Source organism: Bradyrhizobium sp. S3.7.6 (genome assembly GCF_054061875.1).
On the sequence record NZ_JBSSEQ010000001.1, the window covers coordinates 6,940,752 to 6,965,286 of the forward strand.

General features: G+C 64.4%; 22 protein-coding genes. 5 read left to right on the forward strand and 17 right to left on the reverse strand.

Features of this window, described 5'->3' with window-relative positions; translation table 11 throughout:
- Position 1: 1 nt before the first annotated feature.
- From ACVJ5M_RS33855 to ACVJ5M_RS33935, 17 genes are all read right to left on the reverse strand, one after another.
- A complete protein-coding gene (locus tag ACVJ5M_RS33855; RefSeq protein ID WP_084795230.1) occupies positions 2 to 1,207 on the reverse strand; it encodes a sensor histidine kinase in 1,206 nt (401 codons plus the stop codon).
- A 471-nt stretch (positions 1,208 to 1,678) separates the two neighbouring features.
- Positions 1,679 to 2,869, reverse strand: a complete 1,191-nt coding sequence (mmsB, locus tag ACVJ5M_RS33860) for a multiple monosaccharide ABC transporter permease (protein WP_063984477.1) — start codon at positions 2,867 to 2,869, stop codon at positions 1,679 to 1,681.
- Positions 2,866 to 4,443: a multiple monosaccharide ABC transporter ATP-binding protein gene (gene mmsA, locus ACVJ5M_RS33865; protein WP_063984478.1), complete on the reverse strand. Its 1,578-nt coding sequence runs from the start codon at positions 4,441 to 4,443 to the stop codon at positions 2,866 to 2,868. The genes mmsB and mmsA overlap by 4 nt, the downstream gene beginning before the upstream one ends.
- 101 nt (positions 4,444 to 4,544) lie before the next feature.
- Positions 4,545 to 5,618, reverse strand: a complete 1,074-nt coding sequence (gene chvE, locus ACVJ5M_RS33870) for a multiple monosaccharide ABC transporter substrate-binding protein (RefSeq protein ID WP_354099340.1) — start codon at positions 5,616 to 5,618, stop codon at positions 4,545 to 4,547.
- A 73-nt stretch (positions 5,619 to 5,691) separates the two neighbouring features.
- Complete coding sequence (locus ACVJ5M_RS33875) at positions 5,692 to 6,570, reverse strand: SMP-30/gluconolactonase/LRE family protein (protein ID WP_354099403.1); 879 nt, start codon at positions 6,568 to 6,570, stop codon at positions 5,692 to 5,694.
- Positions 6,570 to 7,646 (reverse strand): aldose epimerase family protein, encoded by a 1,077-nt coding sequence (locus ACVJ5M_RS33880; RefSeq protein ID WP_063984481.1) that lies wholly within the window; start codon positions 7,644 to 7,646, stop codon positions 6,570 to 6,572. The genes ACVJ5M_RS33875 and ACVJ5M_RS33880 overlap by 1 nt, the downstream gene beginning before the upstream one ends.
- Before the next feature lie 2 nt (positions 7,647 to 7,648).
- Positions 7,649 to 8,575, reverse strand: coding sequence for a Gfo/Idh/MocA family protein (locus ACVJ5M_RS33885; RefSeq protein ID WP_063984482.1), 927 nt, complete (start codon positions 8,573 to 8,575; stop codon positions 7,649 to 7,651).
- A complete protein-coding gene (locus ACVJ5M_RS33890) occupies positions 8,572 to 9,324 on the reverse strand; it encodes a FadR/GntR family transcriptional regulator (RefSeq protein WP_028150313.1) in 753 nt (250 codons plus the stop codon). The genes ACVJ5M_RS33885 and ACVJ5M_RS33890 overlap by 4 nt, the downstream gene beginning before the upstream one ends.
- Positions 9,321 to 10,301 (reverse strand): galactofuranose ABC transporter, permease protein YjfF, encoded by a 981-nt coding sequence (gene yjfF / locus ACVJ5M_RS33895; RefSeq protein WP_071915510.1) that lies wholly within the window; start codon positions 10,299 to 10,301, stop codon positions 9,321 to 9,323. Before yjfF ends, ACVJ5M_RS33890 begins: the two co-directional genes overlap by 4 nt.
- Positions 10,298 to 11,290: an ABC transporter permease gene (locus tag ACVJ5M_RS33900; RefSeq protein WP_063984484.1), complete on the reverse strand. Its 993-nt coding sequence runs from the start codon at positions 11,288 to 11,290 to the stop codon at positions 10,298 to 10,300. The genes yjfF and ACVJ5M_RS33900 overlap by 4 nt, the downstream gene beginning before the upstream one ends.
- Positions 11,287 to 12,831 carry a sugar ABC transporter ATP-binding protein gene (locus ACVJ5M_RS33905; protein ID WP_063984485.1) on the reverse strand — a complete coding sequence of 515 codons (1,545 nt, stop codon included), beginning with the start codon at positions 12,829 to 12,831 and terminating at the stop codon, positions 11,287 to 11,289. Before ACVJ5M_RS33905 ends, ACVJ5M_RS33900 begins: the two co-directional genes overlap by 4 nt.
- A 118-nt stretch (positions 12,832 to 12,949) precedes the next feature.
- Positions 12,950 to 13,915, reverse strand: coding sequence for a galactofuranose ABC transporter, galactofuranose-binding protein YtfQ (gene ytfQ, locus ACVJ5M_RS33910; RefSeq protein ID WP_063984486.1), 966 nt, complete (start codon positions 13,913 to 13,915; stop codon positions 12,950 to 12,952).
- Positions 13,916 to 14,373: 458 nt separating this feature from the next.
- Positions 14,374 to 15,546 carry a fumarylacetoacetate hydrolase family protein gene (locus tag ACVJ5M_RS33915; protein WP_063986538.1) on the reverse strand — a complete coding sequence of 391 codons (1,173 nt, stop codon included), beginning with the start codon at positions 15,544 to 15,546 and terminating at the stop codon, positions 14,374 to 14,376.
- 132 nt (positions 15,547 to 15,678) lie between these two features.
- Positions 15,679 to 16,656, reverse strand: a complete 978-nt coding sequence (locus ACVJ5M_RS33920) for a HEAT repeat domain-containing protein (RefSeq protein WP_063984487.1) — start codon at positions 16,654 to 16,656, stop codon at positions 15,679 to 15,681.
- 2 nt (positions 16,657 to 16,658) lie between these two features.
- On the reverse strand, positions 16,659 to 16,892 hold the full coding sequence (locus ACVJ5M_RS33925) for a 4Fe-4S dicluster domain-containing protein (RefSeq protein ID WP_008141081.1): 234 nt from the start codon (positions 16,890 to 16,892) through the stop codon (positions 16,659 to 16,661).
- A gap of 31 nt (positions 16,893 to 16,923) precedes the next feature.
- Complete coding sequence (locus ACVJ5M_RS33930; RefSeq protein WP_063986539.1) at positions 16,924 to 18,666, reverse strand: fumarate reductase/succinate dehydrogenase flavoprotein subunit; 1,743 nt, start codon at positions 18,664 to 18,666, stop codon at positions 16,924 to 16,926.
- A gap of 104 nt (positions 18,667 to 18,770) precedes the next feature.
- Positions 18,771 to 19,544 carry a ferredoxin--NADP reductase gene (locus tag ACVJ5M_RS33935; protein ID WP_063984488.1) on the reverse strand — a complete coding sequence of 258 codons (774 nt, stop codon included), beginning with the start codon at positions 19,542 to 19,544 and terminating at the stop codon, positions 18,771 to 18,773.
- 216 nt (positions 19,545 to 19,760) lie between these two features.
- Between ACVJ5M_RS33935 and ACVJ5M_RS33940 the strand changes: the two genes are divergently transcribed.
- The 5 genes from ACVJ5M_RS33940 (at position 19,761) to ACVJ5M_RS33960 (ending at position 24,389) form a co-directional block, all read left to right on the forward strand.
- Complete coding sequence (locus ACVJ5M_RS33940; protein WP_063986540.1) at positions 19,761 to 20,057, forward strand: gamma-butyrobetaine hydroxylase-like domain-containing protein; 297 nt, start codon at positions 19,761 to 19,763, stop codon at positions 20,055 to 20,057.
- A gap of 194 nt (positions 20,058 to 20,251) precedes the next feature.
- Entirely contained in the window at positions 20,252 to 21,025 is a 774-nt protein-coding gene (locus ACVJ5M_RS33945) for a Crp/Fnr family transcriptional regulator (RefSeq protein WP_063984489.1), read from the forward strand.
- Between the two features lie 165 nt (positions 21,026 to 21,190).
- On the forward strand, positions 21,191 to 22,612 hold the full coding sequence (locus ACVJ5M_RS33950; RefSeq protein WP_354099341.1) for an ABC transporter substrate-binding protein: 1,422 nt from the start codon (positions 21,191 to 21,193) through the stop codon (positions 22,610 to 22,612).
- Entirely contained in the window at positions 22,609 to 23,520 is a 912-nt protein-coding gene (locus tag ACVJ5M_RS33955; protein ID WP_187387763.1) for an ABC transporter permease, read from the forward strand. Before ACVJ5M_RS33950 ends, ACVJ5M_RS33955 begins: the two co-directional genes overlap by 4 nt.
- Entirely contained in the window at positions 23,517 to 24,389 is an 873-nt protein-coding gene (locus ACVJ5M_RS33960) for an ABC transporter ATP-binding protein (protein ID WP_063984491.1), read from the forward strand. Before ACVJ5M_RS33955 ends, ACVJ5M_RS33960 begins: the two co-directional genes overlap by 4 nt.
- Positions 24,390 to 24,535 lie beyond the last annotated feature (146 nt).

The window sequence follows — 24,535 nt, forward strand, 5'->3', positions numbered from 1 at the left end:
GCTATCGCCGGTCGGGCGCTATTCTCGGCAGGATGAGCTGAAACCGCGTCCCCGCGCCGGGCAGGCTCTCGAGCCGGAGCTGCCCACCCAGCCGGTCGACGACGATGCTGTGCACGATATGCAGACCGAGGCCGCTGGCGCCGTCGTGCCGGCGCGTGGTGAAGAATGGGTCGAAGGCCCGCCGTTCCACATCGGGAGCCATGCCGCAGCCGTCATCAGCAAACAGCAGCTCAACGTGGTCATCATTGACCGCACGGAGCGAGACGTTGATCGTCCCGGTCTCACCATCGGAGAACGCGTGCGTCATCGCATTGACTGCGAGGTTGGTGAGCACTTGGCCGAAAGGCCCGGGATAGCTGTCCATGGCGAGATTCGTTTCGCAGTGGAGGCTGAACGCGATGTCGCGCACCCGCAACTGCCGCTCGAACTGCGACAGAACCTGGCCGGTCAGCTCGCCTGCGTCGAAGCTGCGCCGAAGTGACTCGGTCTGGTCAGCCGCCACCTGCTTGAAGGATTGCACCCGCTCGGCGGCGCGACCGAGATTCGTGACCAGCTGCGCCGACGCATCGCTGACCAGTTCCAGAAACCCCGTCAGTGTCGAGCGCTTGAGATTACCCCGCGCGACCTCCGCCGCGAACTGCTCCGCCTTGCGCTGGAGCGTCGATGCCACCGTCAGACTGCTGCCGAGCGGCGTGTTGATCTCGTGCGCGACACCGGCAACCATGCGCCCGAGCGCCGCCAGCTTTTCCGCCTCGATCAGGGTGTCCTGGATATCGCGCAGATGGCGAAGCGCGGTCTCGGCGGCGTCCCTGGCGCTGTGAATCTCCCGCTCGGCGCGCTTGCGTTCGGTGATCTCCTCCGCCGCCACGTTGACCGCGACAATCTCGCCATCCGGCATTCGCAGCGGGTGCCAATAAGTAACCCAGGAACGCTCCTCGACCTGATCGGCCCGCTGCCCCGCCACCTCGATACCGATCACGGGCTCGCCCGTCGCGACGATCGAGCGCACAATCTGCTCGACGGAACCCGCCAGGGCCGGCACGCAGTCCCTGACCGTATGTCCAAGATGGCCTTCGATGGATATGCCGCAGATCTCGGTCAGACGCTGGTTGATCAGCAAATAGCGGCAGTCCGGCGACAGACAGGCCAACCCGATCGGGGCGGTGTCGTAGATCAGCTGCAACGCCGGCAAAGTCGAGACCAGCATCACTTCCGAAGCCGGCGATGACCTCACTGTACTCGTCACTCAGGTTCCCCGTGGTCCCTTGCGTCGACCACATGAGATTAGCACGGAATTGGCGATCGGTTGATCTAGATCAACAAGACGCGCCGGCGCCTCTCGCTCCGAGGCTCTGGAGTGAATCGCCTCGTTCAAAACAGAACAAAGGCGCCGATCAATAAACCTGCAGCAAAGGAGCCTAGCCCGAGGGTGCAGGCGGAAACGATGCGCAAGAGGATGCGAAGCCGGCCCTCAAATTCATCGTCTGTCATCTCGTGGATATGAGCCGCCACTGGTGCTGCCCTGCCCGTGCCCTGCTCGGCACCCCCGGATCTAGCCCCCAAATCATGGTCATCGCGAGGCATCGGTTCCGGTCGCGATGCCATGATCGAAATTGACGAAAATTGTAGTCGCCTGGCGGGGCGGCGCCAGAGCCTCCCCCGCGACGTGATTTTGCGCTTACCGCCGCTGATTATACACGTCGATGCACACCGCGCCCAACAGCACCAGGCCCTTGATGACCTGCTGATAGTCGATGCCGATGCCGAGGATGGACATGCCGTTGTTCATCACGCCCATGATCATGGCGCCGACCACCGCGCCGCCGACGCGGCCGACGCCGCCATAGGCCGAGGCGCCACCGATGAAGCAGGCAGCGATGACGTCGAGCTCGAAGCCGAGGCCCGCTTTCGGCGTCGCGGTGTTGAGGCGCGCGGCAAAGACGAGGCCGGCGAGAGCCGCGAGCACGCCCATGTTGACGAAGGTGAGGAAGGTCAACCGTTCGGTCTTGATGCCCGACAGGCTTGCCGCCTTGGCGTTGCCGCCGACCGCATAGATCTGCCGGCCGATCACGGTGCGGCGGGTGACGAAGCCGTAGAGCGCGATCAAGGCGCTCATGATCACCAGCACGTTCGGCAGGCCGCGATAGGTCGCGATCAGGTAGGTGAAGTAGAGCACGGCGCAGGCCAGCACCACGCTCTTGCCGAGGAAGAACGCGTAAGGCTCAACCTCGATGCCGTGCGACTGCTCGCGCGCGCGGCTCTTGGCGCTGGCATAGACCAGCCCCAGCGCCAGCACGGCGCCGATCAGCATCGAGGTCGGATGCAGCGTGCCCGCTTCGGGCAGGAACTCCGGAATGAAGCCCGATGACAGTTTCTGGAAAGTCGGCGGAAACGGCCCGAGCGACTGCCCCTGCAACACCGCCAGCGCAAGTCCCTTGAACACGAGCATGCCGGCCAGGGTCACGATGAAAGATGGTATCTTGAAATACGCGACCCAATAGCCCTGCGCCGCGCCGATCGCAGCGCCGACCACGAGGCAGGCGATGAAGGCGAGCGTATAGTCGACCTTGTACGTCACCATCAGCAGGGCGGCGACCGCGCCGACGAAGCCCGCGACCGACCCCACCGAGAGGTCGATATGGCCGGTGACGATCACGAGCAGCATGCCGAGCGCCATGATGACGATGTAGCTGTTCTGGAGCACCAGATTGGTCAGGTTGAGCGGCTGGAGCAGCGTGCCGCCGGTCATGACCTGGAAGAACAGCATGATCGCGATCAGCGACATCAGCATGCCGTAATTGCGCAAATTGTTCTTGATGAAGCTGCCGGTCCGGCGCTCCTCGGGCAGCGACACCGTCTTGTCGGTCATGGCTGCAATCCTCCCATCTCCGCGGCCTCAGGCACGCCGTTTCCGTTGCTTCGTTCGTTGCGCATGATGGCGCGCATGATCTTCTCCTGCGTCGCCTCTGCGCCCTTGAACTCCCCGACGAAGGCGCCGTCGTTCATGACGCAGATGCGATCGCAGATACCGAGCAGCTCGGGCATCTCCGAGGAGATCACCACGACGCCGCGCCCGGCCTCCGCAAGCTCGTTGATGATACAGTAAATCTCGTATTTGGCACCGACATCGATGCCCCGGGTCGGCTCGTCCAGGATCAGGACCTTGGGATCGGTCATCAGCCATTTCGACAGCACCACTTTCTGCTGGTTGCCGCCGGAGAGCTGGCCGGTCTCCTGGTACACGTCGGAGCAGCGGATGCGCATGCGGCTCCGGTAGTCGCTGGCAACCTTCAGCTCGGCGATGTCGTCGATCACCCGGCCGGGTGCGACCTGGTCGAGGCTGGCGAGCGTGATGTTCTTGCGGACGTCATCGGCCAGGATCAAGCCCAGCTGCTTGCGGTCCTCGGTGACATAGGCAAGGCCGGCGTCGATCGCAGCCGCGACGCTCGGCAGCACGATCTCCCTGCCCTCGAGCCGGATCCGGCCGCTGATAGTGGTGCCCCAGGAGCGGCCGAACAGGCTCATGGCAAACTCGGTGCGGCCGGCGCCCATCAGCCCGGCAATGCCGACGACCTCGCCGCGCTTCACGCCGAAATTGACGTTCTTGATCACCTGCCGCTCGGGATGAATGGGGTGATAGACCGACCAGTTCTCGACGGTCAGGACAGGCGCGCCGATCTTCGCGCTGCGCTCGGGAAAGCGATGGGCGAGATCGCGGTTGACCATGCTGCGGATGATGCGGTCTTCCTGGATCGGCTCGCTGCGGCAGTCGATGCTGTCGACGGTGCGGCCGTCGCGCAGCACGGTGATGTGGTCGGCGACCTTGGCCACCTCGTTGAGCTTGTGCGAGATCAGGATCGAGCCGATGCCCTGCTCGCGGAAGGCCATCAGGCGTTCGAGCAGCGCGGCGCTGTCGGCCTCGTTGAGGCTCGCGGTCGGCTCGTCCAGGATCAGCATCCGCACCCGCTTGGACAGCGCCTTCGCGATCTCTACCAGCTGCTGCTTGCCGACGCCGAGGTCGGTGATCAGCGTATCCGGCGATTCCTTCAGGCCGACCTGCGCGAGCAGCTCGCGCGTGCGCCGGTAGACCTCGTCGCGATCGATGACGCCGAATTTTGACGGCGGATGCGACAGGAAGATGTTCTCCGCGATCGACATCAGCGGGATCAGCGCCAGCTCCTGGTGGATGATGATGATGCCGAGCGCCTCGGAATCGTTGATGTCGCGGAAGCGGCGCTCCTCGCCCTCGAAGACGATGGTGCCCTCGTAGCTGCCGGCCGGGTAGACGCCGCTGAGCACTTTCATCAGTGTGGATTTGCCGGCACCGTTCTCGCCGACAAGCGCGTGGATCTGCCCGGCCTCGACCGAGAAGTTCACGTCACGCAGAGCCTGCACGCCTGAAAAGCTCTTGCTGACGTTGCGCATCTCCAGCATGACGGTCATGATTTCACATCCCTCGATCGCTGCTAGTTCACCTCTCCCCGCTTGCGGGGAGAGGGAGAAGAGGCTCTCCCCGCAAGCGGGGAGAGGGGAAAGAAAGAAGCTTACTGGAACTGCGACTTCTTGTAGTAGCCGCTGTCGACCAGAGTCTTCTCCCAATTGTCCTTGTAGACCACGACCGGCTTCAAGAGATAGGACGGCACCGTCTTGGCGCCGTTCTCGTAGGTCTTGGTGTCGTTGACGGTGACCTGCTTGCCGGCGAGTGCGGCGTCGACCATGTCGGCGGTCACCTTGGCGAGGTCGCGGGTGTCCTTGAAGATGGTCGAGTACTGATCGCCGCGCAGCATCGCCTTGATCGAGGGCACCTCGGCATCCTGACCCGAGATAAGAGGCATCGGCTGGCCGGCGCTGCCATAGCCCACGCCCTTCAGCGATGAGATGATGCCGATCGAGAGGCCGTCATAGGGCGACAGCACCGCGTTGACCTTCTTGTTGCCGTAGTAGGCGCTGAGCAGATTGTCCATGCGCGCCTGTGCGGTGGCGCCGTCCCAGCGGAGCGTCGCGACCTTGTCCATGCCCATCTGGCCGGAGACGACGACGAGCTTGCCGCTGTCGATGTACGGCTTCAGCACGCTCATCGCGCCGTTGTAGAAGAAGTAGGCGTTGTTGTCGTCGGGCGAGCCGCCGAACAGCTCGATGTTGAATGGGCCCTTGCCGTCCTTGAGGCCGAGCCCCTGCACGAGCGATTCCGCCTGCAGCACGCCGACCTGGAAATTGTCAAAGGTCGCGTAATAGTCGACATTCGGCGTGCCGCGGATCAGGCGGTCATAGGCGATCACGGTGATGCCTTTTGCTTTCGCCTGCTTGAGCACGTCGGACAGCGTGGTGCCGTCGATCGCGGCGATCACCAGCGCTTTCGCACCCTTGGTTACCATGTTCTCGACCTGCGAGAGCTGGTTCGGGATGTCGTCCTCGGCATATTGCAGATCGGTGTTGTAGCCGCGCTCCTTCAGCACCTTGACCATGTTGTTGCCGTCGTCGATCCAGCGCGCCGACGATTTCGTCGGCATGGCTATGCCGACCGTCGCCTTATCCTGGGCGGAGGCGGTGACGCCTGAGGCCATCGTCGCTGCGCCGGCCAGCGCCAGCGCGAGGAATGTCGTCTTCAGTTTCAGCATGTTTTACTCCCTTGGGTGTCAGACTGTTTCTTCGTTTCGTCGAGAACGTTGGTCGTGTGCGGCTTCGAGCCTCCTATGCGAGCTTGACGTCAGGCTCCGCGCGGCCACGCGCAGATGCCTGCAACAGGAAAGTGCAGCCGGCTTGCGGATCGGCAGCGCGCGCCGCCGCGTCCATATCCTGCCAGGCCGAGGTGACGAGGAGGCGTGACAGATCAGGGCCGACGAAGGCCGGGCAGCTCGACTGCTTTGCCGGCACGCGCAGCGAGCGCAGGCGCTCGCCTTGCGGAGAGTAGACATCGACCCGGCCCGCACCCCAGCAGGCGTTCCAGATCTGCCCGTCGGCGTCGCACACCGAGCCGTCGAGGCCCCCGATGCCGGTGTGGCGCAACAGAACGTCCGGCTCGCCTCGCGGCAAGCCGGTCGCCGGATCAAGCGGAACGGCGTAGAGCACGGCGCGCGCGGTGTCGGCGAAGTAGCCGGTCGCACCATCAGGTGAAAAACAGATCGAATTGGGAATGGTGATGCGGGGGAACAGCATCGAGATCTTGTCGCGATGGAACGCGTAGATCGCGCCGGCTCCTGCTTCCGCATTGCGGCCCATGGTGCCGATCCAGAACGTGCCGGACTGATGCACACGGGCATCGTTGGAGCGCGTCCCGGGATTGTCGGCTTCAAGCGGACAGACCAGCGTCAACGCGCCGTCAGCGAGCTTGCGGACGTAGAGGCCGTCTTCGGCGACGATCAACTGGCGCTCGGCGTCGATGCGCCCGAGACCGCTCGCCATCCGGCCGAGCGCGTGGACGCGAATGCTGCCGCTGCCGAGATGGGCCTCGAACAGCCGCCCCTCACGGATATCGAACCACCAGGCCGTGTCGCTGCTCAAATCATAGGTCGGCCCCTCGCCGAGATGGCATGGATCGTCCGAGAGAACCGAGGTCGGCACCTCTTCCATCATGGCGTCCTCACTCCAAAGCGATAGACCGTGTGATGGCGGTAGACCTCGCCGGGATTGAGGCGCGGGCTCGGGAAATCCGGCCGGTTCGGCGCATCCGGCCAGATGTGCGGCTCGAGACACATGGCATCCGACTGCCGGATGAGCTTACCGCCCTTGCCCGAAATCGTGCCGTCGAGATAGTTGCCGGAATAGACCTGAAGGCCGGGCTGATTGGTCAGGAGCTCCATGATGCGCCCCGAACGCGGCGCCTCCAGCCGGGCCGCGAAAGCAAGCTTGCCGTCACGCCCGAGGCAGTAGGTATGGTCGTAGCCCTTGCCGTTCCGCAACTGCTGATCGCTCTCGCGGATGCGCGCGCCGACGGCCTCGCCGTCGCGGAAGTCGAACGGCGTTCCGGCCACCGCGCGCGGCGGCTCAGGCAACGGAATGGCGGTGGGATCGATGGCGAGGAAATGCTCGGCGGCGACCGTCAGCTTGTGGTCGAGAATGGGCGTGCCTGAGGTCGCGCCTTCCAGATTGAAGAAGCTGTGATTGGTCAGGTTGACGATGGTCGGACGGTCGGTTCGCGCCTCCATCGTCAACGACAGCTCGGCCGGGCCGGTGACGCGATAGGTCAGGCGCACGTCGAGCCGGCCGGGATAGTTTTCTTCGCCATGCGGGCTCGAATAGGTGAGCGTGACGCCCGGCTCCGCGCCGTCATCGATGGCGGCTATCTCCCAGAGCTTGCGATCGAACCCGTCGAGGCCGCCGTGCAGCGCATTCGGACCGTTGTTGACCGGAAGCTGCACCGTTTCGCCGTCCAGCGAAAATCGTCCGTTGGCAATGCGGTTGGCGTAGCGGCCGACGGTGGCACCGAAGAACTTTCGTTCGGCGAGATAACCGGCGAACGCGTCATGGCCGAGCACGACGTCGTCGTAACCGCCTTTGGCGTCCGGTGCGATGAGCGCCTGGATCACCGCGCCATGGGTGATGATGCGGGCTTCGAACCCGCCCTCCCCGCGCAGCACGATGCGCTCGACGTTGCGGCCGTCCGGCAGCGTTCCGAAGATGTCTTTTGTTATTTTTGAGCCAGCCATGTTCAGTCCACAAACGGTTCGACGATGTTACGCTTGCCGAGCAGGAAGGCATCGGCAACGAGACGCAGCGGCGCCAGGTCGACGTCGCGCGCGCCGGTCGCGGTGAGCTTGACGAAGCGCCCGTACAGCTCGCGATATTCCTGGTCCGGCGCCTCGGCAACGGTCTTGCCGTCGATCGCCATGCGCCGGCCGCCGCCGGACAACGTCATTTGGCCCTGGTCCGTTTCGACGAGGATATCCCAACTCTGCGGTCCGGTCTGGCGGAAATCGAACTCGGCGGTCACAGGCAGGCCGCCAATGTCGGTCAGCGTCAGGTTCGCGGCGATCGGGGCCTGGCAATTGGCTGGAAAGGCCAGCTCGGCCGCGGTGACGAACACCGGCCGGGGCAGAATACGGGTCAGGATCGAGAGCGCGTTGATGCCAGGATCGAACACGCCGAGCCCGCCCGGCTCCCAGATCCAGCCCTGCCCGGGATGCCAGACGCGAACGTCTTCCTTCCAGTTGATGTGCACAGACTTGATCTGCCGCGTGAGAAGCCACTCGCGCGCCGGCTCGACCGCGGGAGCATAGCGCGAATGCCAGGTCGCAAACAGCGTTCGCTTGGCTTCCTCCGCCATCGCGATCAGCGGGTCGAGCTCGGCGACGCCGGTGCCGGGCGGCTTCTCCAGCATCACGTGCTTGCCGGCAGCGAGCGCCGCGGCGGCCTGGGCGCGCCGTACCTGCGGCGGCGTGCAGAGCGAGACGGCATCGATCGGCGGTCCCTTTTCCAGCAGTTCCTCGATGGTCGCAAAATGCGGCACGCCCGGCAGCGATGCGTTGCGGCTCGCGACGGCCGCGAGCGTCGCGCCCGCCGTCGCAGCAATCGCACCGACATGCTGGTCGCGCGCGATCTTGCCGAAGCCGACGATGGCAATGCGAAGTTCGGTCACGCTTTTTCTCCAATATCCGCGGACGGCAGCGCCTCGGCCTCGTGGCGGCGCATACCGTTGTGAATGACATAAACCATCGCTTCCGAGGCGGTCTGGGCGTCGCCGGCGGCGATGCCATCGACGATCTTCTGGTGCCAGAGCAGCACGGTGTCGCGGTCCTCCGGCTCGACCGGTGCGCTGAGCAGGAAGGAGGCGCGCAGGGCGGCCTCGATGACGTGGCCGATCGAACGCATGAACAGATTGCCCGAAGCACGCGCCACCGCAACATGGAGCGCGAGGTCGGCGTCGGCAAAGCCGACGGAATCGGAAGCCTCAAACCGCATGCGGTCCATGCAACGACGGAGCTCGGCGAGGTCGTCCTCGGACCGCTGCGCCGCCGCCAGCATGGCCGCACGCGGCTCGACCGCGAGGCGAATCTCGGCGAGGTCGTTGAGGAAACGCTTGTCGATGCCGGCATCCAGATGCCAGGCCAGCACGTCGGCGTCGAACATGTTCCAGGCGGCGCGCTCGCGTACGACTGTGCCGACGCGGGCCTTGGTGGTGAGCAGCCCCTTGGCGACCAGAGTCTTCACGCTCTCGCGCAGCACCGGCCGCGACACGCCGAACATCGCAATCATCTCGGCATCACCAGGCAGGCGCGTTCCCTCGGCGTAGCGGCCGGCGATGATGTCGACGCCGATCGAGCGGGCCACTTCCGCATGGTTGGAGTGAGCCCGGCGCGTCGGGATGACGACGATGCGCGACGTCATGTGGCTGCTCCTGCGCGCTTCGCCGCCGGCCGCCGCGCGAGCGCGACCAGCCCCTGCTGCAAGGCGATGAAGGCGAACAGTAGCACGCCGGTTGCGATCTTGGTCCACCAGCTCGACAGCGTTCCGTCGAAATTGATGTAGGTCTGGATCAGGCCCTGGATCAGCACGCCGAGGAAGGTGCCGATCACCGAGCCCTGCCCGCCCGTGAGCAGCGTGCCGCCGATCACGACGGCCGCGATGGTGTCGAGTTCGACGCCGACGGCGGAGAGCGAATAGCCGGCGCTAGTGTAGAAGGAGAACACGATGCCGGCGATGCCCGCGAGCAGGCTCGACAGCATGTAGATCCTCACCGTCATCTTGCCGACGGCAACGCCCATCAGGCTCGCGGTCGCCCGGCTGCCGCCGAGCGCATAGACATTGGCGCCGAACCGGGTGAGATGCAGCAGCAAGGCGCCGCCGATCACGATCACGAGCATGATGATGGCAATCGCCGTCAATCGCCCTCCGCCGGGCATCCGCAGCGCGAAATCCGACACGGTGGAATAGACCGGCGCGGTGATCGGCACCGATTCCGTCGAGAGCAGGAAGCTCGCGCCGCGGGCCAGGAACATCCCCGCCAGCGTCACGATGAACGGCGGCAGGTCGAAGACATGGATCACCGCGCCCATCGCCGCTCCGAAGGCCGCCGAGAGCGCGAGGATCGCGACGAAGGCAAGCAGCGGCGGCACGCCCCAGCGCTCGATCGCAAGCGCGACGAACACCGTGGTGAAACCGATCACCGAGCCGACCGAGAGGTCGATGCCGCCGGAGATGATGACGAAGGTCATGCCGGTCGCGACGATGCCGAGAAAGGCGTTGTCGGTGAGGAGATTGCCGACCACGCGGGTCGAGGCGATGTTGGGGAATTGCACGGCGCAGAGCGCAAAGCCGGCAACGAGCACGATGGCGGTGATGAGGACGGGCGGCAGGCCTTTCATGCTTTGGACCTCCGCAGCCGCGCGGCGATGCCGGCAACCCCTGAAAATTTCGGCGATTGCAGCAGCAGCACCGTCATCACCACCACCGCTTTGACCAGCAGATTGAATTCGGGCGGGTAGCCGGACAGCAGAATGCCGGTGTTCATGGTCTGGATGATCAACGCACCGAGCACGGCCAGCACGAGGCTGAAACGGCCGCCGAACAGGGAGGTGCCGCCGATCACCACCGCGAGGATGGCGTCGAGCTCGAGCCAGAGGCCGGCATTGTTGGCATCGGCGCCCATGATGTCGGCCGCCGCGATCACGCCGGCGAGCGCGGCGCAGATGCCGCACCAGACGTAGACAGCCAGGATCATCGCACGCGTGCCGACGCCAGCAAGCTCGCTCGCCCGCGCGTTGCCGCCGGTTGCCTCGATCAGCAATCCGAGCGCCGAGCCGCGTACCACCGCGCCAGTGAGAATCAGCATGCCCAAGGCGATCACGACCGGCATCGGCACGCCGAGCACCGCGCCATTGCCAAGCCAGACCAGATCCGGCGAGGAGAAGGTCACGATACGCCCCTCGGTAATGAGCTGCGCGATGCCGCGTCCTGCCACCATCAGGATCAGCGTCGCCACGATCGGCTGCATGCCGAGCACCGCGACGAGAAATCCGTTCCACAACCCGCAGATCAGGCCAGCGCCGAGCGCGGCCGCGAGGACCACGGCCAGACTGTGAGTGTCGGCAAGGCTCGCCGCGATCGCGCCGGAAATGGCCATGATCGCACCGACCGACAGATCGATGCCGCGCGTCGCGATCACCAGCACCATGCCGAGCGAAAGCAGCGCCACCGGCGTGCCGCGGTTGAGCACGTCGATCAGGCTGCCGAACAGCCGGCCGTCCTGAAGGCGCAGATCGAAGAATTGCGGCGACACGATGCGATCAACCGCCAGGATGACGATCAACGCGAGGATCTGGGCAAGGCCGCGGCGCGGCAACAGCGCTGTCATGCCCGGCCCTCATGCGCGACAGCGGCTCCATCGGCGGCAATGGCCGCGAGAATGTTGCCGACGTCGATCGCCTCGCCCGCGAGGTCCTCGACATGGGCGCGGTCGCGCAGCACGACGACGCGGTCGGAATAGGTCACGATCTCATCCAGCTCGGAGGAGATCACGAGCAGCGCCAGCCCGTCGTCGCAGAGCTCGCGGATCAGGCGGATGATCTCGGCATGCGCGCCGACGTCTATGCCGCGGGTCGGCTCGTCCAGCACCAGGAGGCGCGGCGAGGTCGCGAGCCAGCGCGCCAGCAGCACCTTCTGCTGATTGCCGCCGGACAGCAGCCCCACGGCGCGCTCCGGATCGGGCGGGCGGATGTCGAGCATCTTGACGTAGCGGCTTGCGATCTCGTCCTGCTCGCGGCGCGACAGCGGCCGGTGCAGGCCGCGCTTGGCCTGGAGCGCGAGCACGATGTTCTCGCGCACGGTGAGCTCGGCGACGATGCCGTCGGTCTTGCGTTCCTCCGGGCAATAGCCAAAGCCGTGGCGCACGCCGTCGCGCGGCGACTGCAGCCGCACGGGCGCCCCCTCCACCCTCGCCTGCCCGCCATCGGCGCGCTCGGCGCCGAACACCAGCCGCGCCGTCTCGGTCCGGCCCGAGCCGAGCAGGCCGGCGAGACCCACGACCTCGCCATGGCGCAGCTCGAGATTGAACGGCGCGACATAGCCGGCCTTGCCGTAGTTCTCGAAACTCGCGCAGACCTCGCGCGCCTGATGCTCTCCCGCCGACGCGCGGGCGCTGGTGGTCTCGGCCAGCTCGCGGCCGAGCATCATCCGGATCAGCTCGAGCCGCGGCAGCGAGGCGGTCTCGCGCTCACCGACCAGGCGGCCGTTGCGCAACACCGTGATGCGGTCGGAGATCTCGTAGACCTGATCGAGGAAGTGGCTGACGAACACGATGCCGATGCCGCGCTTGGCGAGCTGGCGCATGATGCCGAAGAGAATCTCGACCTCGTGACGGTCGAGGCTCGCGGTCGGCTCGTCCAGGATCAGCACGCGCGCGGAGAGATCGACGGCCCGCGCAATCGCGGTGACGTGCTGGATGGCGACGGAATAGCTGCCGAGCGGCGCGGCGACGTCGATATCGAGGCCGAAGTCCGTGAGAAGCGCCTTGGCGCGACGCCGCATCTCGCCTTCACGTACGATGCCGAAGCGCATCGGCTGTCGGTCGAGGAACAGGTTCTGCGCGACCGAGAGATTCGGCAGCAGATTGACCTCTTGGTAGACGGTGGCGATACCGGCCTGGAGCGCGGCCTTGGCCGAGCGCGGCGCGACCTCCTCGCCGCCGAGCCGGACAATGCCGGCATCGCGAGGGAATACGCCGGTGATCACCTTGATCATCGTGGATTTTCCGGCGCCGTTCTCACCGAGCAACGCATGAATCTCGCCGGCACGAAGCGTGAAGTCGACCTCCTGCAACGCACGCACAGCACCGAAGCTTTTGCTGATCCCACGCACCTCCAGCAGGGAAGGAGCAGGATCGGGGCTGTTCTCCATAACGACGTCACTCCCACCGGCGTCCGCTTATGCCGCGGACACCCAGCCTATTCGTTCGCGCAGCGGTTTCGAAGGGGGAGCGCCGGACCACGGGGGAGCGGTCCAGCGCGGCGCCGCCTCAGTAACCGAGGCCCTTCTTGCTGTCGTAGATCTTCTGCGGATCGTCGGCCGCTGTATAGAGCTTGGAGTCGGTCTGGATCCACTTGGGCGGCACCGTGCCCTTGTCCTTGAAGGCCGCGACGGCATCGAGCGCGGGGCCGGCCATGTTCGGCGTCAGCTCGACGGTGGCGTTGGCTTCGCCGGCGGCCATAGCCTTGAAGATGTCGGGGACCGCATCGATCGAGACGGTGAGGATCTCCTTGCCCGGCTTGAGGCCGGCTTCCTTCATCGCCTGGATCGCGCCGACCATCATGTCGTCATTGTGCGCATAGACGGCGCAGATCGACTTGCCGCCGCCTTCGGCCTTGATGAAGCTCTCCATCACCTCCTTGCCCTTGGCGCGGGTGAAGTCGCCGGTCTGGCTGCGCACCACCTTGAGGTTCGCATGCTTGGCGATGGCGGTGTCAAAGCCCTTCTTGCGGTTGGCGGCGACGCTGGCGCCGACCGTGCCCTGCAATTCGACGACGTTGCAGGCCTTGCCGCCAACGGTCTTGGCCAGCCAGTCGCCGGCAACCTCGCCTTCATGCACGCTGTCCGAGGTCACGGCGGTGAGATAGAGCTCCTTGCCGGAGGGATCGATGTCGCGGTCGAGCAGCACGACCGGGATCTTGGCCTCCTTGGCTTCCTTCAGCACCGAGTCCCAACCGGTCGAGACCACAGGTGCAAGGAAGATCGCGTCGACATTCTGCGCGATGAAGGAGCGGATCGCCTTGATCTGGTTCTCCTGCTTCTGCTGCGCGTCGGCGATCTTGAGATTGACCTTTCGCTTGGCAGCCTCCTGCTTGGAGACCGACGTCTCGGCCGCGCGCCAGCCGGATTCCGATCCGATCTGCGAGAAGCCGATGGTGAGCTCGGCGGCGCTGGCCGGCAGCGCGAGCAGCAACGCGGCCGTGGCGCTGGCCGCAAAGAGGGCTTTGAGGGTCATCAGGCGTATCTCCCAAGAAGTCATCTTGTGTTATCTCGAGCGCCGATCGGTAGCATGGCACCCGCAGGCCGGCCTTTGAGGCGGCGGGAGGGACTATTTCACGGAAGATGAGTTCCGACTAGTCATATTATTTGACTATTCGCGCGAAACTTCGATTTGGCGGGATGGACGGTTCAATGACACGCCCAGCGCGATTTTGTTCCGTGGATGCAACGGGGAGATGAAGGAATATGTGCGGCCCGCAATCTCTCCTCCGCGTCATTGCGAGCGCAGCGAAGCAATCCAGAAACTGTCCACGCAGGGACTCTGGATTGCTTCGCTGCGCTCGCAATGACGGTGTGGATAGAGTTCGGCGTAGGTCGACCAAATCGACTCGCGGAGAGTCCGCGTCACCCGGATTGCATCTTCGATGCAATCCGGCTCTCCCCGGGTGCGGGGAGAGGCGAAGGGTAGCGGAGCTAAATCAGCTTCCGTTGCGCGAGGTTCTTCATCAGCGCGCCGATTCCAAACGTCCAGGGCTCGCACTCGTCGCTGGTGCGCATGCGGTTGATGAGCTTGCCGAGCTGGGGTGCTGCGATCGTGACGATGTCGTCGCGCTTGTGGGTGAACCCCTGCCCCGGCGCATCGCGATCCTTGACGGGTGCGAACATCGTGCCGAGGAACAGCACGAAGCCATCGGGATATTGATGCACCTTGCCGATCGTCTGCTCGACGAGGTCCGTGGGATCGCGACTGATCATGCTGATCGAGGAATGGCCGTCGAGAACGAAACCGTCCGCGCCCTTCACGTTCAGGCTGATGTCGAGCTTGCGGGCGTCGTCGAGTGTGAAGGTGTCGTCGAACAGGCGCAGCAGCGGCCCGATCGCGCAGGAGGCGTTGTTGTCCTTGGCCTTCGACAACAGCAGCGCTGAACGCCCCTCGAAGTCGCGCAGATTGACGTCGTTGCCGAGCGCGCCGCCGACGATCTTGCCGCGGCTCGAGACGAACAGCACGAGCTCGGGCTCAGGATTGTTCCAGGTCGACTTCGGATGCAGGCCGGCATCCATGCCGGTGCCGACTGACGACAGCGTCGGCGCCTTGGTGAAGACCTCGGCATCCGGACCGATACCGACTTCGAGATATTGGCTCCAGGCGTTCTGATCGATCAGCACCTGCTTCAAATGCATCGCCTGGTCGGAGCCCGGCTTGAGCTTCGACAAATCGTCGCCGATCAGCCGCGTCACTTCTTTCCGGATCGCTTCGGCCGAGGCCGGATTGCCCTTGGCGCGCTCTTCGATGACGCGCTCCAGCATCGAGATGGCGAAGGTGACGCCGGCGGCCTTCAGGGTCTGGAGATCGAGGGGCGCAAGCAGCCACGGCTTTTTCGAATCGCGCCCATCTGGCGCCGTGTTGGCCACGATCGCTTCGAGATCGCCGATGCGCTCGCCCTTGACCGCGGCGAGCGCCTTGGCCGGATTGTCTTCCTCGCAGAGCGCGCTGACGGTCGGAAACTTGGCGGTGACGTCGAAGACGCCGTCTCCACGGACGGCGACAACGGCCGGGCCGTTCGCCTGCGGCAGCCAGACGCGGCCGACCAGCGTCCCCTTCGTTCCATCCTCGGGGAGAAGATCTTTTACAGACAGTGTCGTCATGGCCGCGTCCTCGCTCTTTCTCGGATCGGCCACGCTGAAATAGCAGCCGATCCCATTGGCGAAGACCAATAAACGTCTGGCAGGGGAAGTCCAGACCGGCAGCGAAGAGCCGCTATGCCCCTGCCCGGGCCTTTATGCGCCTGCTCGCGCTTTGCGCGCCGCGATCTGCTGGAGCGCCCAGCGCGCGTTCTTGCGGACGTCAGGGTCGGCATCGTCGGCGATGACGGCCAGAAACGCCTCGCCGTCGGGATGGGCGATCTCGCCGAGCGCGGCGGCCGCCTCCTTCCGCAAATTGGCCTGGTCGTGTTTGATGCAATTGCCGATCGGGCGTACCGCGCGCTCGATCTTCATCTTGCCGAGGCTGCGGATCGCCTTCAGCCGCACCTGCCAGAACTCGTCGGCGAGCGCGCCGACAAGCTGATCGGCCGCGAGCGAACCGTTGACGTTGAGGCCCAGCGTTTCCGCGGCCATCTCGCGCACCATCCAGTCCGAATCCTTCAGCCCGCGTGTGATCGTCTCGGCCGCGGGCTTCAGCTGCGAGAAGGCCAGCGCGCTCACTGCGGCGCGGCGGACATGGGCGTCAGGATCGTTGATCAGCGCGGTCAGCGCGGGGATGGATTCCTCCAGCTTGAGGAAGCCGATCACGCCGATCGCCTGCACGCGAACGGCCGCATCTTGATCCAGGAGCGCTTCCAGCGCCGGCTTCAGCGTGTCCTTGCAGCGCAGCTCCTTCAGCGCGCGCAGCGCGCCCATGCGGACGAAGGCGTGGGCGTGCTTGACCAGCGGAAGAATGACTTCAGCGCAGGCGGGATCCTTGAATTCGGCCATGCTGTCGGCCGCGGCAGCCGCCACGATTCTTTCGGGATCGACCAGCAGCTTGACCAGCCCATTCGCAGCCTCCGGCCCGTCGAACTCGCCAAGCGCCATCGCCACCTGCTGGCGCACGCCGGCATCGGGATCGGCGACCATGTTGGCGAGAAGCGCGACGGCGGCGGGATCGCCGGAATGGCCGAGCGCGATGATGGCGACGCGGCGTTCGGCCGGATCGGCGGCCTGAAGCCGCTCGTCGGCGTCTTCGAGATCGTCGTAGGATTCGAACGGGCTCGACATGATCACCTCAACAGATAGGGAATATTGACGGTGACGGCGCCGGTCGGGCAGTCGGCCTCGCAGGGCATGCAGTACCAGCACTCGTCGTAGGCCATGTAGGCCTTGCCGGTCATGTCGCTGATGCGAAGCACGTCGAGCGGACAGACGTCGACGCAGACGGTGCAGCCCTTGTCGGCGATGCATTTGGCGTCGTCGACGACCACCGGAACCGATGTCTGATAGGACGCGAGAGGCATTTTATGTCTCCTGTTGCGATGTTGCGGTGGATCAGGCGGAGGCGCGGATGCGCTGCTTGTCGTAGAGGTCCTTCTCGTCGTCGGCGATCGGGACGACATAGGGCTCCACGGCGCGCTTCTCGCTGGTCATCTTGCCGTTTTGCTTCGAGAGCAGCGTGTGGCAGAACCAGTTCTCGTTGTCCTTCTCCGGGAAATCCGTGCGCCAGTGATAGAGGCCCCAGCGGCTTTCCTCGCGGTAGAGCGAGGCATGCACCGCCATGTCGGCGCAGTCCATGATCGACTGCACTTCGAGCGCACGAAGCAGCTCGTGCGCATTGCGCGCGATCATGCGTTCCTGCATGTCCTCCCGCGTCTCGGCGAGGCGGCGCATGCCGAGCTCGTATTTGCAGGTGACCTTCGGCGGCTGGAGATAGTCATTGACGAGGCGGCGGGTCTTGTACTCGACCTGGTTCGGCGGAATGCCGTCCTCGCGCCTCGTTGGCGCCAGCACGCGGTCGCGCTCCCTGGCGACATCGGCCGCGTCGAATTCCGCGAAGTCGTGGTTGTCGGCGAACTCCATGGCATCGATGCCGGCAACCGAACCGTTGGTGAAGGCGCCGAGCATGTAATTGTGCGGGACGCTCGCCATGTCGCCGGCGGCGTAAAGGCCGGGCACCGTCGTGCGGGCGTTGTCGTCCACGAACACGCCGGAGGCGCTGTGGCCGGAGCAGAAGCCGATCTCGGAGATGTGCATCTCGATCGACTCGCTGCGGTAATCGACCCCGCGCCCCTGCTGGAACAGGCCGCGCGTGGGACGCTCGACCTTGTGCAGCGTGGATTCGATCTCCGAGATGGTGTCGGGATGGAGATGCTTGAGCTGGAGGAACACCGGGCCCTTGCCTGACAGCAGCTCGTTGTAGAACTCCAGCATCATCTGGCCGGACCAGTAGTCGCATTCAATGAAGCGCGATCCCTCGTTGTTGGCGGTGAAGGCACCAAACGGACCGGCGACATAAGCACAGGCCGGGCCGTTATAATCCTTGATCAGCGGATTGATCTGGTAACATTCGAGGTTCGCCAGCGCTGCACCGGCGTGATAGGCCATGGCATAGCCGTCGCCGGAATTGGCGGCGTTCTCGTAGGTGCCGAACATGTAGCCGGAGGTCGGCAGACCGAGGCGGCCGGCGGCGCCCATACAGAGGATCACGGCCTTGGCCTTGATCACCAGGATTTCGGCGGTGCGGGTGTTGACGCTTATCGCGCCGGCGATGCGGCCGTCGGCGGATTTCAGCAGCCGCGTCGCCATGTAGCGGTTGGAGATCAGGATGCGGGCGCGGCGGAGCTGGCGGTAGAGCGCCTTCTTCACGGTCTCGCCGTTCGGCATCGGCAGGACATAGGTGCCGATGTGGTGCACCTTCTTGACCGCGTAGTCGCCGTTCTCGTTCTTGAGGAAGCGGATGCCGAAACTGTCGAGCTCTTCGATGATCTTGTAGCAGTTTTGCGCATATTTATAGACCGCCTTCTGGTCGACGATGCCGTCGTTGGCGATGGTGATTTCCTTGGTGTACTGCTCCGGCGTCGCGTAGCCGGGGATGACGGCGTTGTTGAGCCCGTCCATGCCCATCGAGATCGCGCCGGAGCGCTTGACGTTGGCCTTTTCGAGCAGGACGACATTGGCCTTCGGGTTCTTCAGCTTCGCCTTCAGCGCCGCCATCGGGCCGGCCGTGCCGCCGCCGATCACCAGCACATCGCAGGAAACCTCCGAAAGTCCGTCGACGATCTCATCTAGTGCCATCGCTTGCTCCTGGTTCGCCGGCAGGTCCGGCGCCTTTGCATCAGATTTGTTCAGGGGACGTTCCGGCGATAGCAATTAGTTGTCGCCGGGCCGCGATTTGCGCCTCAGCGCTCGACAAAAGCCTTTTCGATGACGAAATGGCCGGGCTGGCTGTGGTTACCCTCGACAAAGCCGCGCGCGGCAAACATCGCGGGGAGTTCCTCGAGCATCGCCGGGCTGCCGCACAGCATGATGCGGTCGGTCTCGATATCGAGACCGGACTGGCCGATGTCGTCGAACAGCTGATTGGAGGCGATCAGGTCGGTGATGCGGCCGCGGTTTTTGAACGGTTCGCGGGTCACGGTCGGGTAGTAGACGAGCTTGTCGCGGATCAGGGGCCCGAAGAACTCGTGATTGCGCAGGCCGTTGACGAGGTGCTCGCCATAAGCGAGTTCCGAAACCTGGCGGCAGCCATGGGCGAGCACGATGGTCTCGTAATTTTCGTAGACGTCGGGGTCCTTGATCAGGCTGGCGAAGGGCGCGAGGCCCGTGCCGGTCGAGAGCAGCAGCAGGCGCTTTCCCGGGATGAGGTTGCCGGTGATCAGCGTGCCCGTCGCCTTGCGGCCGACCAGGATGATGTCGCCCTCCCGGATCTTCTGGAGACGCGAGGTCAGCGGACCGTCCTGCACCTTGATCGAGAAGAATTCGAGCGCCTCCTCGTGATTGGCGCTCGCCATGCTGTAGGCGCGCATCAACGGCTTGCCCTCGACTTCCAGCCCGATCATCGCGAACTGGCCGTTCAGGAAACGGAAGCCCGGATCGCGCGTCGCCGTGAAGCTGAACAGGCTATCGGTCCAGTGCCGGACCGACAAAACCGTTTCCTTCTGAAATGCGCTCATGCTCTCTCCTCAGCCGTCGTTGGCGCACAAGGTTTCGGAGAGAGCAGAGTCCGGCAATTCGGAAGTGAAATTCCCGGTCGATTAGTTTCACATTTCGCAGGTGATGACTGAAGAGGAGGCAGACGACGGCCCCTGCCACGCATCCGCGCCGGCAATTAGTTGCTATTCACGCTCGCCCGCGTCGACATAGAAAGAAGCTGGAGGTTCGTCATGACCATGACCTTGGTGGCACCGACGGTGGCCGACTACGAAGCGAGCGCCGATCTCGCGACGCTCGTCGTGCGCACCACGCAGGACGACGTGGTCGGAATCACCGCCGAGCAGCTCCGTCTCTCCTGCAAATGCGCTCACTGCACTCGCGCCCGCTTCGACGATCGCTTCCCCGAACGCTTTGCCGGCATCGCCATCACCGAGATCGGCGATCTCGGCTACGGGCTGAACATCTCGTTTTCGGATGGGCATAACAGGGGGATTTACCCGAAGCCGTATCTGCTGAGCTTGGCGGGGCGGTAGGGCCTCGACCGTTCCCCTTGCTCCGTTGTCATTCCCCGCGAAAGCGGGGAATCCAGTACGCCGCGGCCTATCCGTAACCCATTGCTGCCTCTGGAATACTGGGTCGCCCGGTCAAGCCGGGCGACGACAGCGGAGTAAAGCTGGCACGGACATTGCTCCTCTTTAGAACGATTTGAACGTTCCGGAGGCGGCTTATGTTGCAGGCGACCAATGTGGTTCGCGGGGCGGTTCCCGCAACGGTTCGGCCTGCCGGCGGCTCCTCGCTGCTGCTGACCGAGAACCAGCAATGGATCGGCGGACCGCCACCGCTGATGGACAAGCTCACGCCACGCGAGCGGGAGCTGGTGCTGAAGCAGGGCCGGCGAAAGGTGCTCAACCGCGGCCAGACGCTGTTCAGCCAGGGCGGCAAGCATGACGGCATCTGGCTGATCGAGAGCGGCCGCATCCGCGTGTTCTACACTTCGCCGCTCGGACGCGAGATCACGCTGGCCTATTGGCATGTCGGCAATTTCGTCGGGGGGCCCGAAGTGTTCGAGGGCACCGTGCATCAATGGTCCGGCGTCGCATCCAGCAATTGCAGCGTCGTGCACCTGCCCGGAAAGGAGCTGCGGTCCCTTGCCGTGGAGATCCCGAACCTCGCCATCGGCCTCATTGAAGGCCTCACCTTCAAGGGCAAATGCTATTCGGCACTGGCGCAGATGCTGGGAACGCGCTCGATCACCCAGCGCCTCGCGCATCTTCTGCTGCATCTGGTCGAGCTCTACGGCGTCGAGGATGCCGACGGCCGGGTGATCGCGGCGGCCTTCACCCATGCCGACATCGCCCACATGGTCGGTGCTACCAGGCAATGGGTCACGATCAGCCTGAAACGGATGCAGGAGAAGGGAATCGTCGTCACCAAGCGCTCGCAGATCGTGGTGTGCCGGGCCGACGCTCTCGAGGAGATGCGCGGCCAGAGCGGCGACTAGGGTCGATGCACAGGCAAGCGGCTTTATAGTGCAGGACTGCTCAAGGAGTATGCAATCAGCTTTTCCCGGCAACTAATCGACTGCGACGGTCACTCCGGATTTGCCCTGCCCGCGGCCTCACCCAATCATGGCAACCACAGCACATCCAACCGAATGAGGATGAGAATGGTCCGCCATCTTCCCACGCTCTCGATCGCGATGTCGGTGACCTCGCTGGCGCTACTCCTTGCGCAGCCGGCCTTGGCGGAAACCGTCACTCTCGGCATTGGAACGCAGGACACCACGACCAACACGGTGACCGCCGGCGTCGTCATCCGGCAGTTGCATCTCCTCGAGAAATATCTGCCGAAGGACGGCAAATACGCCAACATCAAGTTCGAGCTGGAGTGGCAGAATTTCACCTCAGGCCCGCCCGTCACCAACGCGATGATGGCGAACAAGCTCCAGATCGGCATGATGGGCGACTATCCGCTGATCGTGAACGGCTTCACCTTCGAGAGCAATCCGGAGAGCAAGAGCCGCCTGATCGGCGTGGCCGCCTACAGCCTGTCCGGCTCCGGCAACGGGCTCGTCGTCCACAAGGACTCGCCCTATTACGATCTCGCCGATCTCAAGGGCAAGCTCGTCAGCGTGCCGTTCGGCTCGGCCGCGCACGGCATGGTGCTGAAGGCGATGCAGGACCGCGGTTACGCCTCCGATTTCTTCCAGCTCGTCAGCCAGAGCCCGGAGGTCGGCTCGACCAATCTCCAGGAGAAGAAGATCGACGCGCATGCCGACTTCGTCCCCTTCGCCGAGCTGTTGCCGTTCCGCGGCTTTGCGCGAAAAATCTTTGACGGCGTTGAGACCAACCTGCCGACCTTCCACGGCATCGTGGTCCGCACCGATTTCGCCGAGAAATACCCCGAGGTCGTCGTTGCCTACTTCAAGGCGCTGATCGCCGCCAACCAGTGGCTGCGCGACGATCCGAAGCTCGCGGCCGAAAAGATCCAGGAGTGGACCGGCATCAACAAGGAAGTCGTCTATATCTTCCTCGGTCCCAGCGGCAACATGACCACCGATCCCACGGTGAAGCCGGCGCTGATCGACGCGGCCGCGATTGACGTCAAGGTTTTGCAGAATCTCGGCCGCATGAAGGAGTTCGATCCGAAGAAGTGGGTCGACGATTCCTATATCCGCAAGGCCTATGCCGAGATGAAGCTCGACTATGACACCCAGCTTGCGAGCACCAGGAATTACGAGATCGCGGGCGAAGATTCCTTCTGCAAGAAGCCGATCACCGACCCGCGCAAGGCCGGCGAGGTCTGGGTCGACGAAGCCGGCATCCTGCCGTTTGCGTCCGCAGCGTGCACGTTAGGGGCCTATGCCGACTACAAGGCCAAGGGCAAGAAGATCAACGTCGCCTACGTCTTCGACACCACGCGCGGCATCAAGCTGTTCGCCGACCAGGCCTTCTTCGCGGTCGGCAACGGCGAGGTCGCGCCGTTCCTGCTGAAGAAGGACGCCGAAGCCTATGCCGCCAAGATCAATGGCAAGGTGCTCGGCTTCGACGACGCGGTGAAGGCTGCGGTCGGCGGAGGCAAGACGTGAGCAGTCCCGCCCTCGCCAGACATCCCGAGGACAGCATGCCGGCAGCAACCGCAATCGCCGAGGCGGGCCCCGTGCCCGCCCCCTTCCCGCCCGCGACACCGCCTTCCTTCGGCACGCTTGCGCTGCGCTGGTACCGGCTCAATCGAGCGGGACTACGCGCGACGGCGATCGGCATCATATCGCTGCTCGCCTTCCTGCTGGTGTGGCACCTGCTCACGACCTATCGTGTTGTGTTCTTCGTGCGCTTCACCAACGTGCCCTCGCCGCTCGCGGTCTATGCCAGCTTCACCAAGGCGATCCACGATCCCAAATTCCTGCTGCACATCCTCTTGAGCTGCCGGCGCATCTTGTTCGGCTTCTCGCTCGCGGCGGTGGTCGGCGTGCCGCTCGGCCTGATCATGGGCCGCTTCAAGCTGGTGCACGAAATCATCTTCCCGGTGGCCGAGGTGCTGCGGCCGATCCCGGCAATCGCCTGGGTGCCGATGGCGATCATGCTTTGGCCGACCAACGAGCAGAGCATCGTCTTCATCACCTTCCTCGGTGCGTTCTTCCCGATCCTGGTCAACACGCTGCATGGCATGTCGCTGGTCGATCCCGTGCTGGTGCGCGCCGCGCAATGTCTCGGCGCGCGAGAACGGTCGATCTTCCGCGAGGTGTATTTTCCGGCTTCGATGCCGCACATCTTCACCGGCCTCACCGTCGGTATGGGCGTGGCCTGGGTGTCGCTGATCGCCGCCGAGATGATCTCGGGTCAATACGGCATCGGCTACTTCACCTGGGAGGCCTATTCCCTTGTCCAATATGCCGACATCGCGCTCGGCATGATCGCGATCGGCGTGCTTGGCCTTGGATCGAGCCTGCTTATCAGGGGCGCCGGGCAGTTGGTGATGCCGTGGAGGCTAAAATGAACGAAATCCTAACCAAAGCACCGCAGGGCCATATCGAGGTCAGGAATTTCTCCCTCAGCTATGAGAGCATCGAGGGACCTGTGCAGGCCGTCACCGACACGCAGATTCATGTGAGGCCCGGCGAGTTCGTCTCGATCGTCGGGCCCTCCGGCTGTGGAAAGTCGACGCTGCTCAATGCGGTCGCCGGCTTTCTCAAGCCGACCACCGGTGTAGTCACGGTCGACGGCGAGCGGGTCAACGGCCCCAGCGCCGAGCGCGGCATGGTGTTTCAGCAATATTCGCTGTTTCCGTGGAAGACGGTGCGGGAAAACGTCGAGTTCGGCCTGAAGATGCGCGGCATGCCGCGCTCCCAGCGCGAGCGCGCGGCGCGCACGCTGCTCGGGCTCGCGGGGCTCGAGGCGTTCGAAAAACATTATCCGGAAAAACTCTCCGGCGGCATGAAGCAGCGCGTCGGCATCGTCCGCGCGCTCGCCACGGGCCCGAAGGTGCTGCTGCTCGACGAGCCGTTCGGCGCACTAGACGCGCAGACGCGCGTGATCATGCAGCAGATCCTCACCAACATGTGGCAACGGCTGAAGATCTCGGTGCTGTTCGTCACCCACGACATCGATGAGGCCATCTTCCTCTCCGACCGCGTCTATTGCATGACCGCCCGCCCCGGCTCGATCAAGGCGGAAATCCCGATCCCCCTGGAGCGGCCGCGGCAGCAGTCGATGATGATGTCGTCGGAGTTTTTGGCGCTCCGCCGCGGGCTGATGTCGCTGATCCGTGAGGAGAGCCTGAAGGCGATGGGCGGCGAGATCAGCGACATGGGCATGCAGGGGCTGAACATCGAGCTGCATGGGCATTCGCTGGCGGATGTGATCTAGCGCCCCATCTCGACGATTGCGCTCTTACTTCCCTTCTCCCCTTGTGGGAGAAGGTGTCTTGCCGAAGGCAAGGCGGATGAGGGGTCTGCTTCGGCAAACTCCCCTCTCAGTTCGGACTCGCGGATAGAACCCCTCATCCGGCGCTT

Excerpts from the sequence above, each read along its gene's own strand:
- ACVJ5M_RS33890 (WP_028150313.1), bottom strand. The coding sequence starts at position 9,324 with ATGACGTCGCGCATCGTCGTCATCCCGACGCGCCGGGCTCACTCCAAC.
- mmsB (WP_063984477.1), bottom strand. The coding sequence starts at position 2,869 with ATGACCGACAAGACGGTGTCGCTGCCCGAGGAGCGCCGGACCGGCAGC.
- ytfQ (WP_063984486.1), bottom strand. The coding sequence starts at position 13,915 with ATGACCCTCAAAGCCCTCTTTGCGGCCAGCGCCACGGCCGCGTTGCTG.
- ACVJ5M_RS33925 (WP_008141081.1), bottom strand. The coding sequence starts at position 16,892 with ATGCCTCTCGCGTCCTATCAGACATCGGTTCCGGTGGTCGTCGACGAC.
- ACVJ5M_RS33900 (WP_063984484.1), bottom strand. The coding sequence starts at position 11,290 with ATGACAGCGCTGTTGCCGCGCCGCGGCCTTGCCCAGATCCTCGCGTTG.
- ACVJ5M_RS33935 (WP_063984488.1), bottom strand. The coding sequence starts at position 19,544 with ATGAGCGCATTTCAGAAGGAAACGGTTTTGTCGGTCCGGCACTGGACC.
- ACVJ5M_RS33875 (WP_354099403.1), bottom strand. The coding sequence starts at position 6,570 with ATGGAAGAGGTGCCGACCTCGGTTCTCTCGGACGATCCATGCCATCTC.
- ACVJ5M_RS33880 (WP_063984481.1), bottom strand. The coding sequence starts at position 7,646 with ATGGCTGGCTCAAAAATAACAAAAGACATCTTCGGAACGCTGCCGGAC.
- ACVJ5M_RS33950 (WP_354099341.1), top strand. The coding sequence starts at position 21,191 with ATGGTCCGCCATCTTCCCACGCTCTCGATCGCGATGTCGGTGACCTCG.
- ACVJ5M_RS33905 (WP_063984485.1), bottom strand. The coding sequence starts at position 12,831 with ATGGAGAACAGCCCCGATCCTGCTCCTTCCCTGCTGGAGGTGCGTGGG.
- ACVJ5M_RS33855 (WP_084795230.1), bottom strand. The coding sequence starts at position 1,207 with ATGCTGGTCTCGACTTTGCCGGCGTTGCAGCTGATCTACGACACCGCC.
- ACVJ5M_RS33915 (WP_063986538.1), bottom strand. The coding sequence starts at position 15,546 with ATGACGACACTGTCTGTAAAAGATCTTCTCCCCGAGGATGGAACGAAG.
- ACVJ5M_RS33960 (WP_063984491.1), top strand. The coding sequence starts at position 23,517 with ATGAACGAAATCCTAACCAAAGCACCGCAGGGCCATATCGAGGTCAGG.
- yjfF (WP_071915510.1), bottom strand. The coding sequence starts at position 10,301 with ATGAAAGGCCTGCCGCCCGTCCTCATCACCGCCATCGTGCTCGTTGCC.
- mmsA (WP_063984478.1), bottom strand. The coding sequence starts at position 4,443 with ATGACCGTCATGCTGGAGATGCGCAACGTCAGCAAGAGCTTTTCAGGC.
- chvE (WP_354099340.1), bottom strand. The coding sequence starts at position 5,618 with ATGCTGAAACTGAAGACGACATTCCTCGCGCTGGCGCTGGCCGGCGCA.
- ACVJ5M_RS33920 (WP_063984487.1), bottom strand. The coding sequence starts at position 16,656 with ATGTCGAGCCCGTTCGAATCCTACGACGATCTCGAAGACGCCGACGAG.
- ACVJ5M_RS33940 (WP_063986540.1), top strand. The coding sequence starts at position 19,761 with ATGACCTTGGTGGCACCGACGGTGGCCGACTACGAAGCGAGCGCCGAT.
- ACVJ5M_RS33945 (WP_063984489.1), top strand. The coding sequence starts at position 20,252 with ATGTTGCAGGCGACCAATGTGGTTCGCGGGGCGGTTCCCGCAACGGTT.
- ACVJ5M_RS33930 (WP_063986539.1), bottom strand. The coding sequence starts at position 18,666 with ATGGCACTAGATGAGATCGTCGACGGACTTTCGGAGGTTTCCTGCGAT.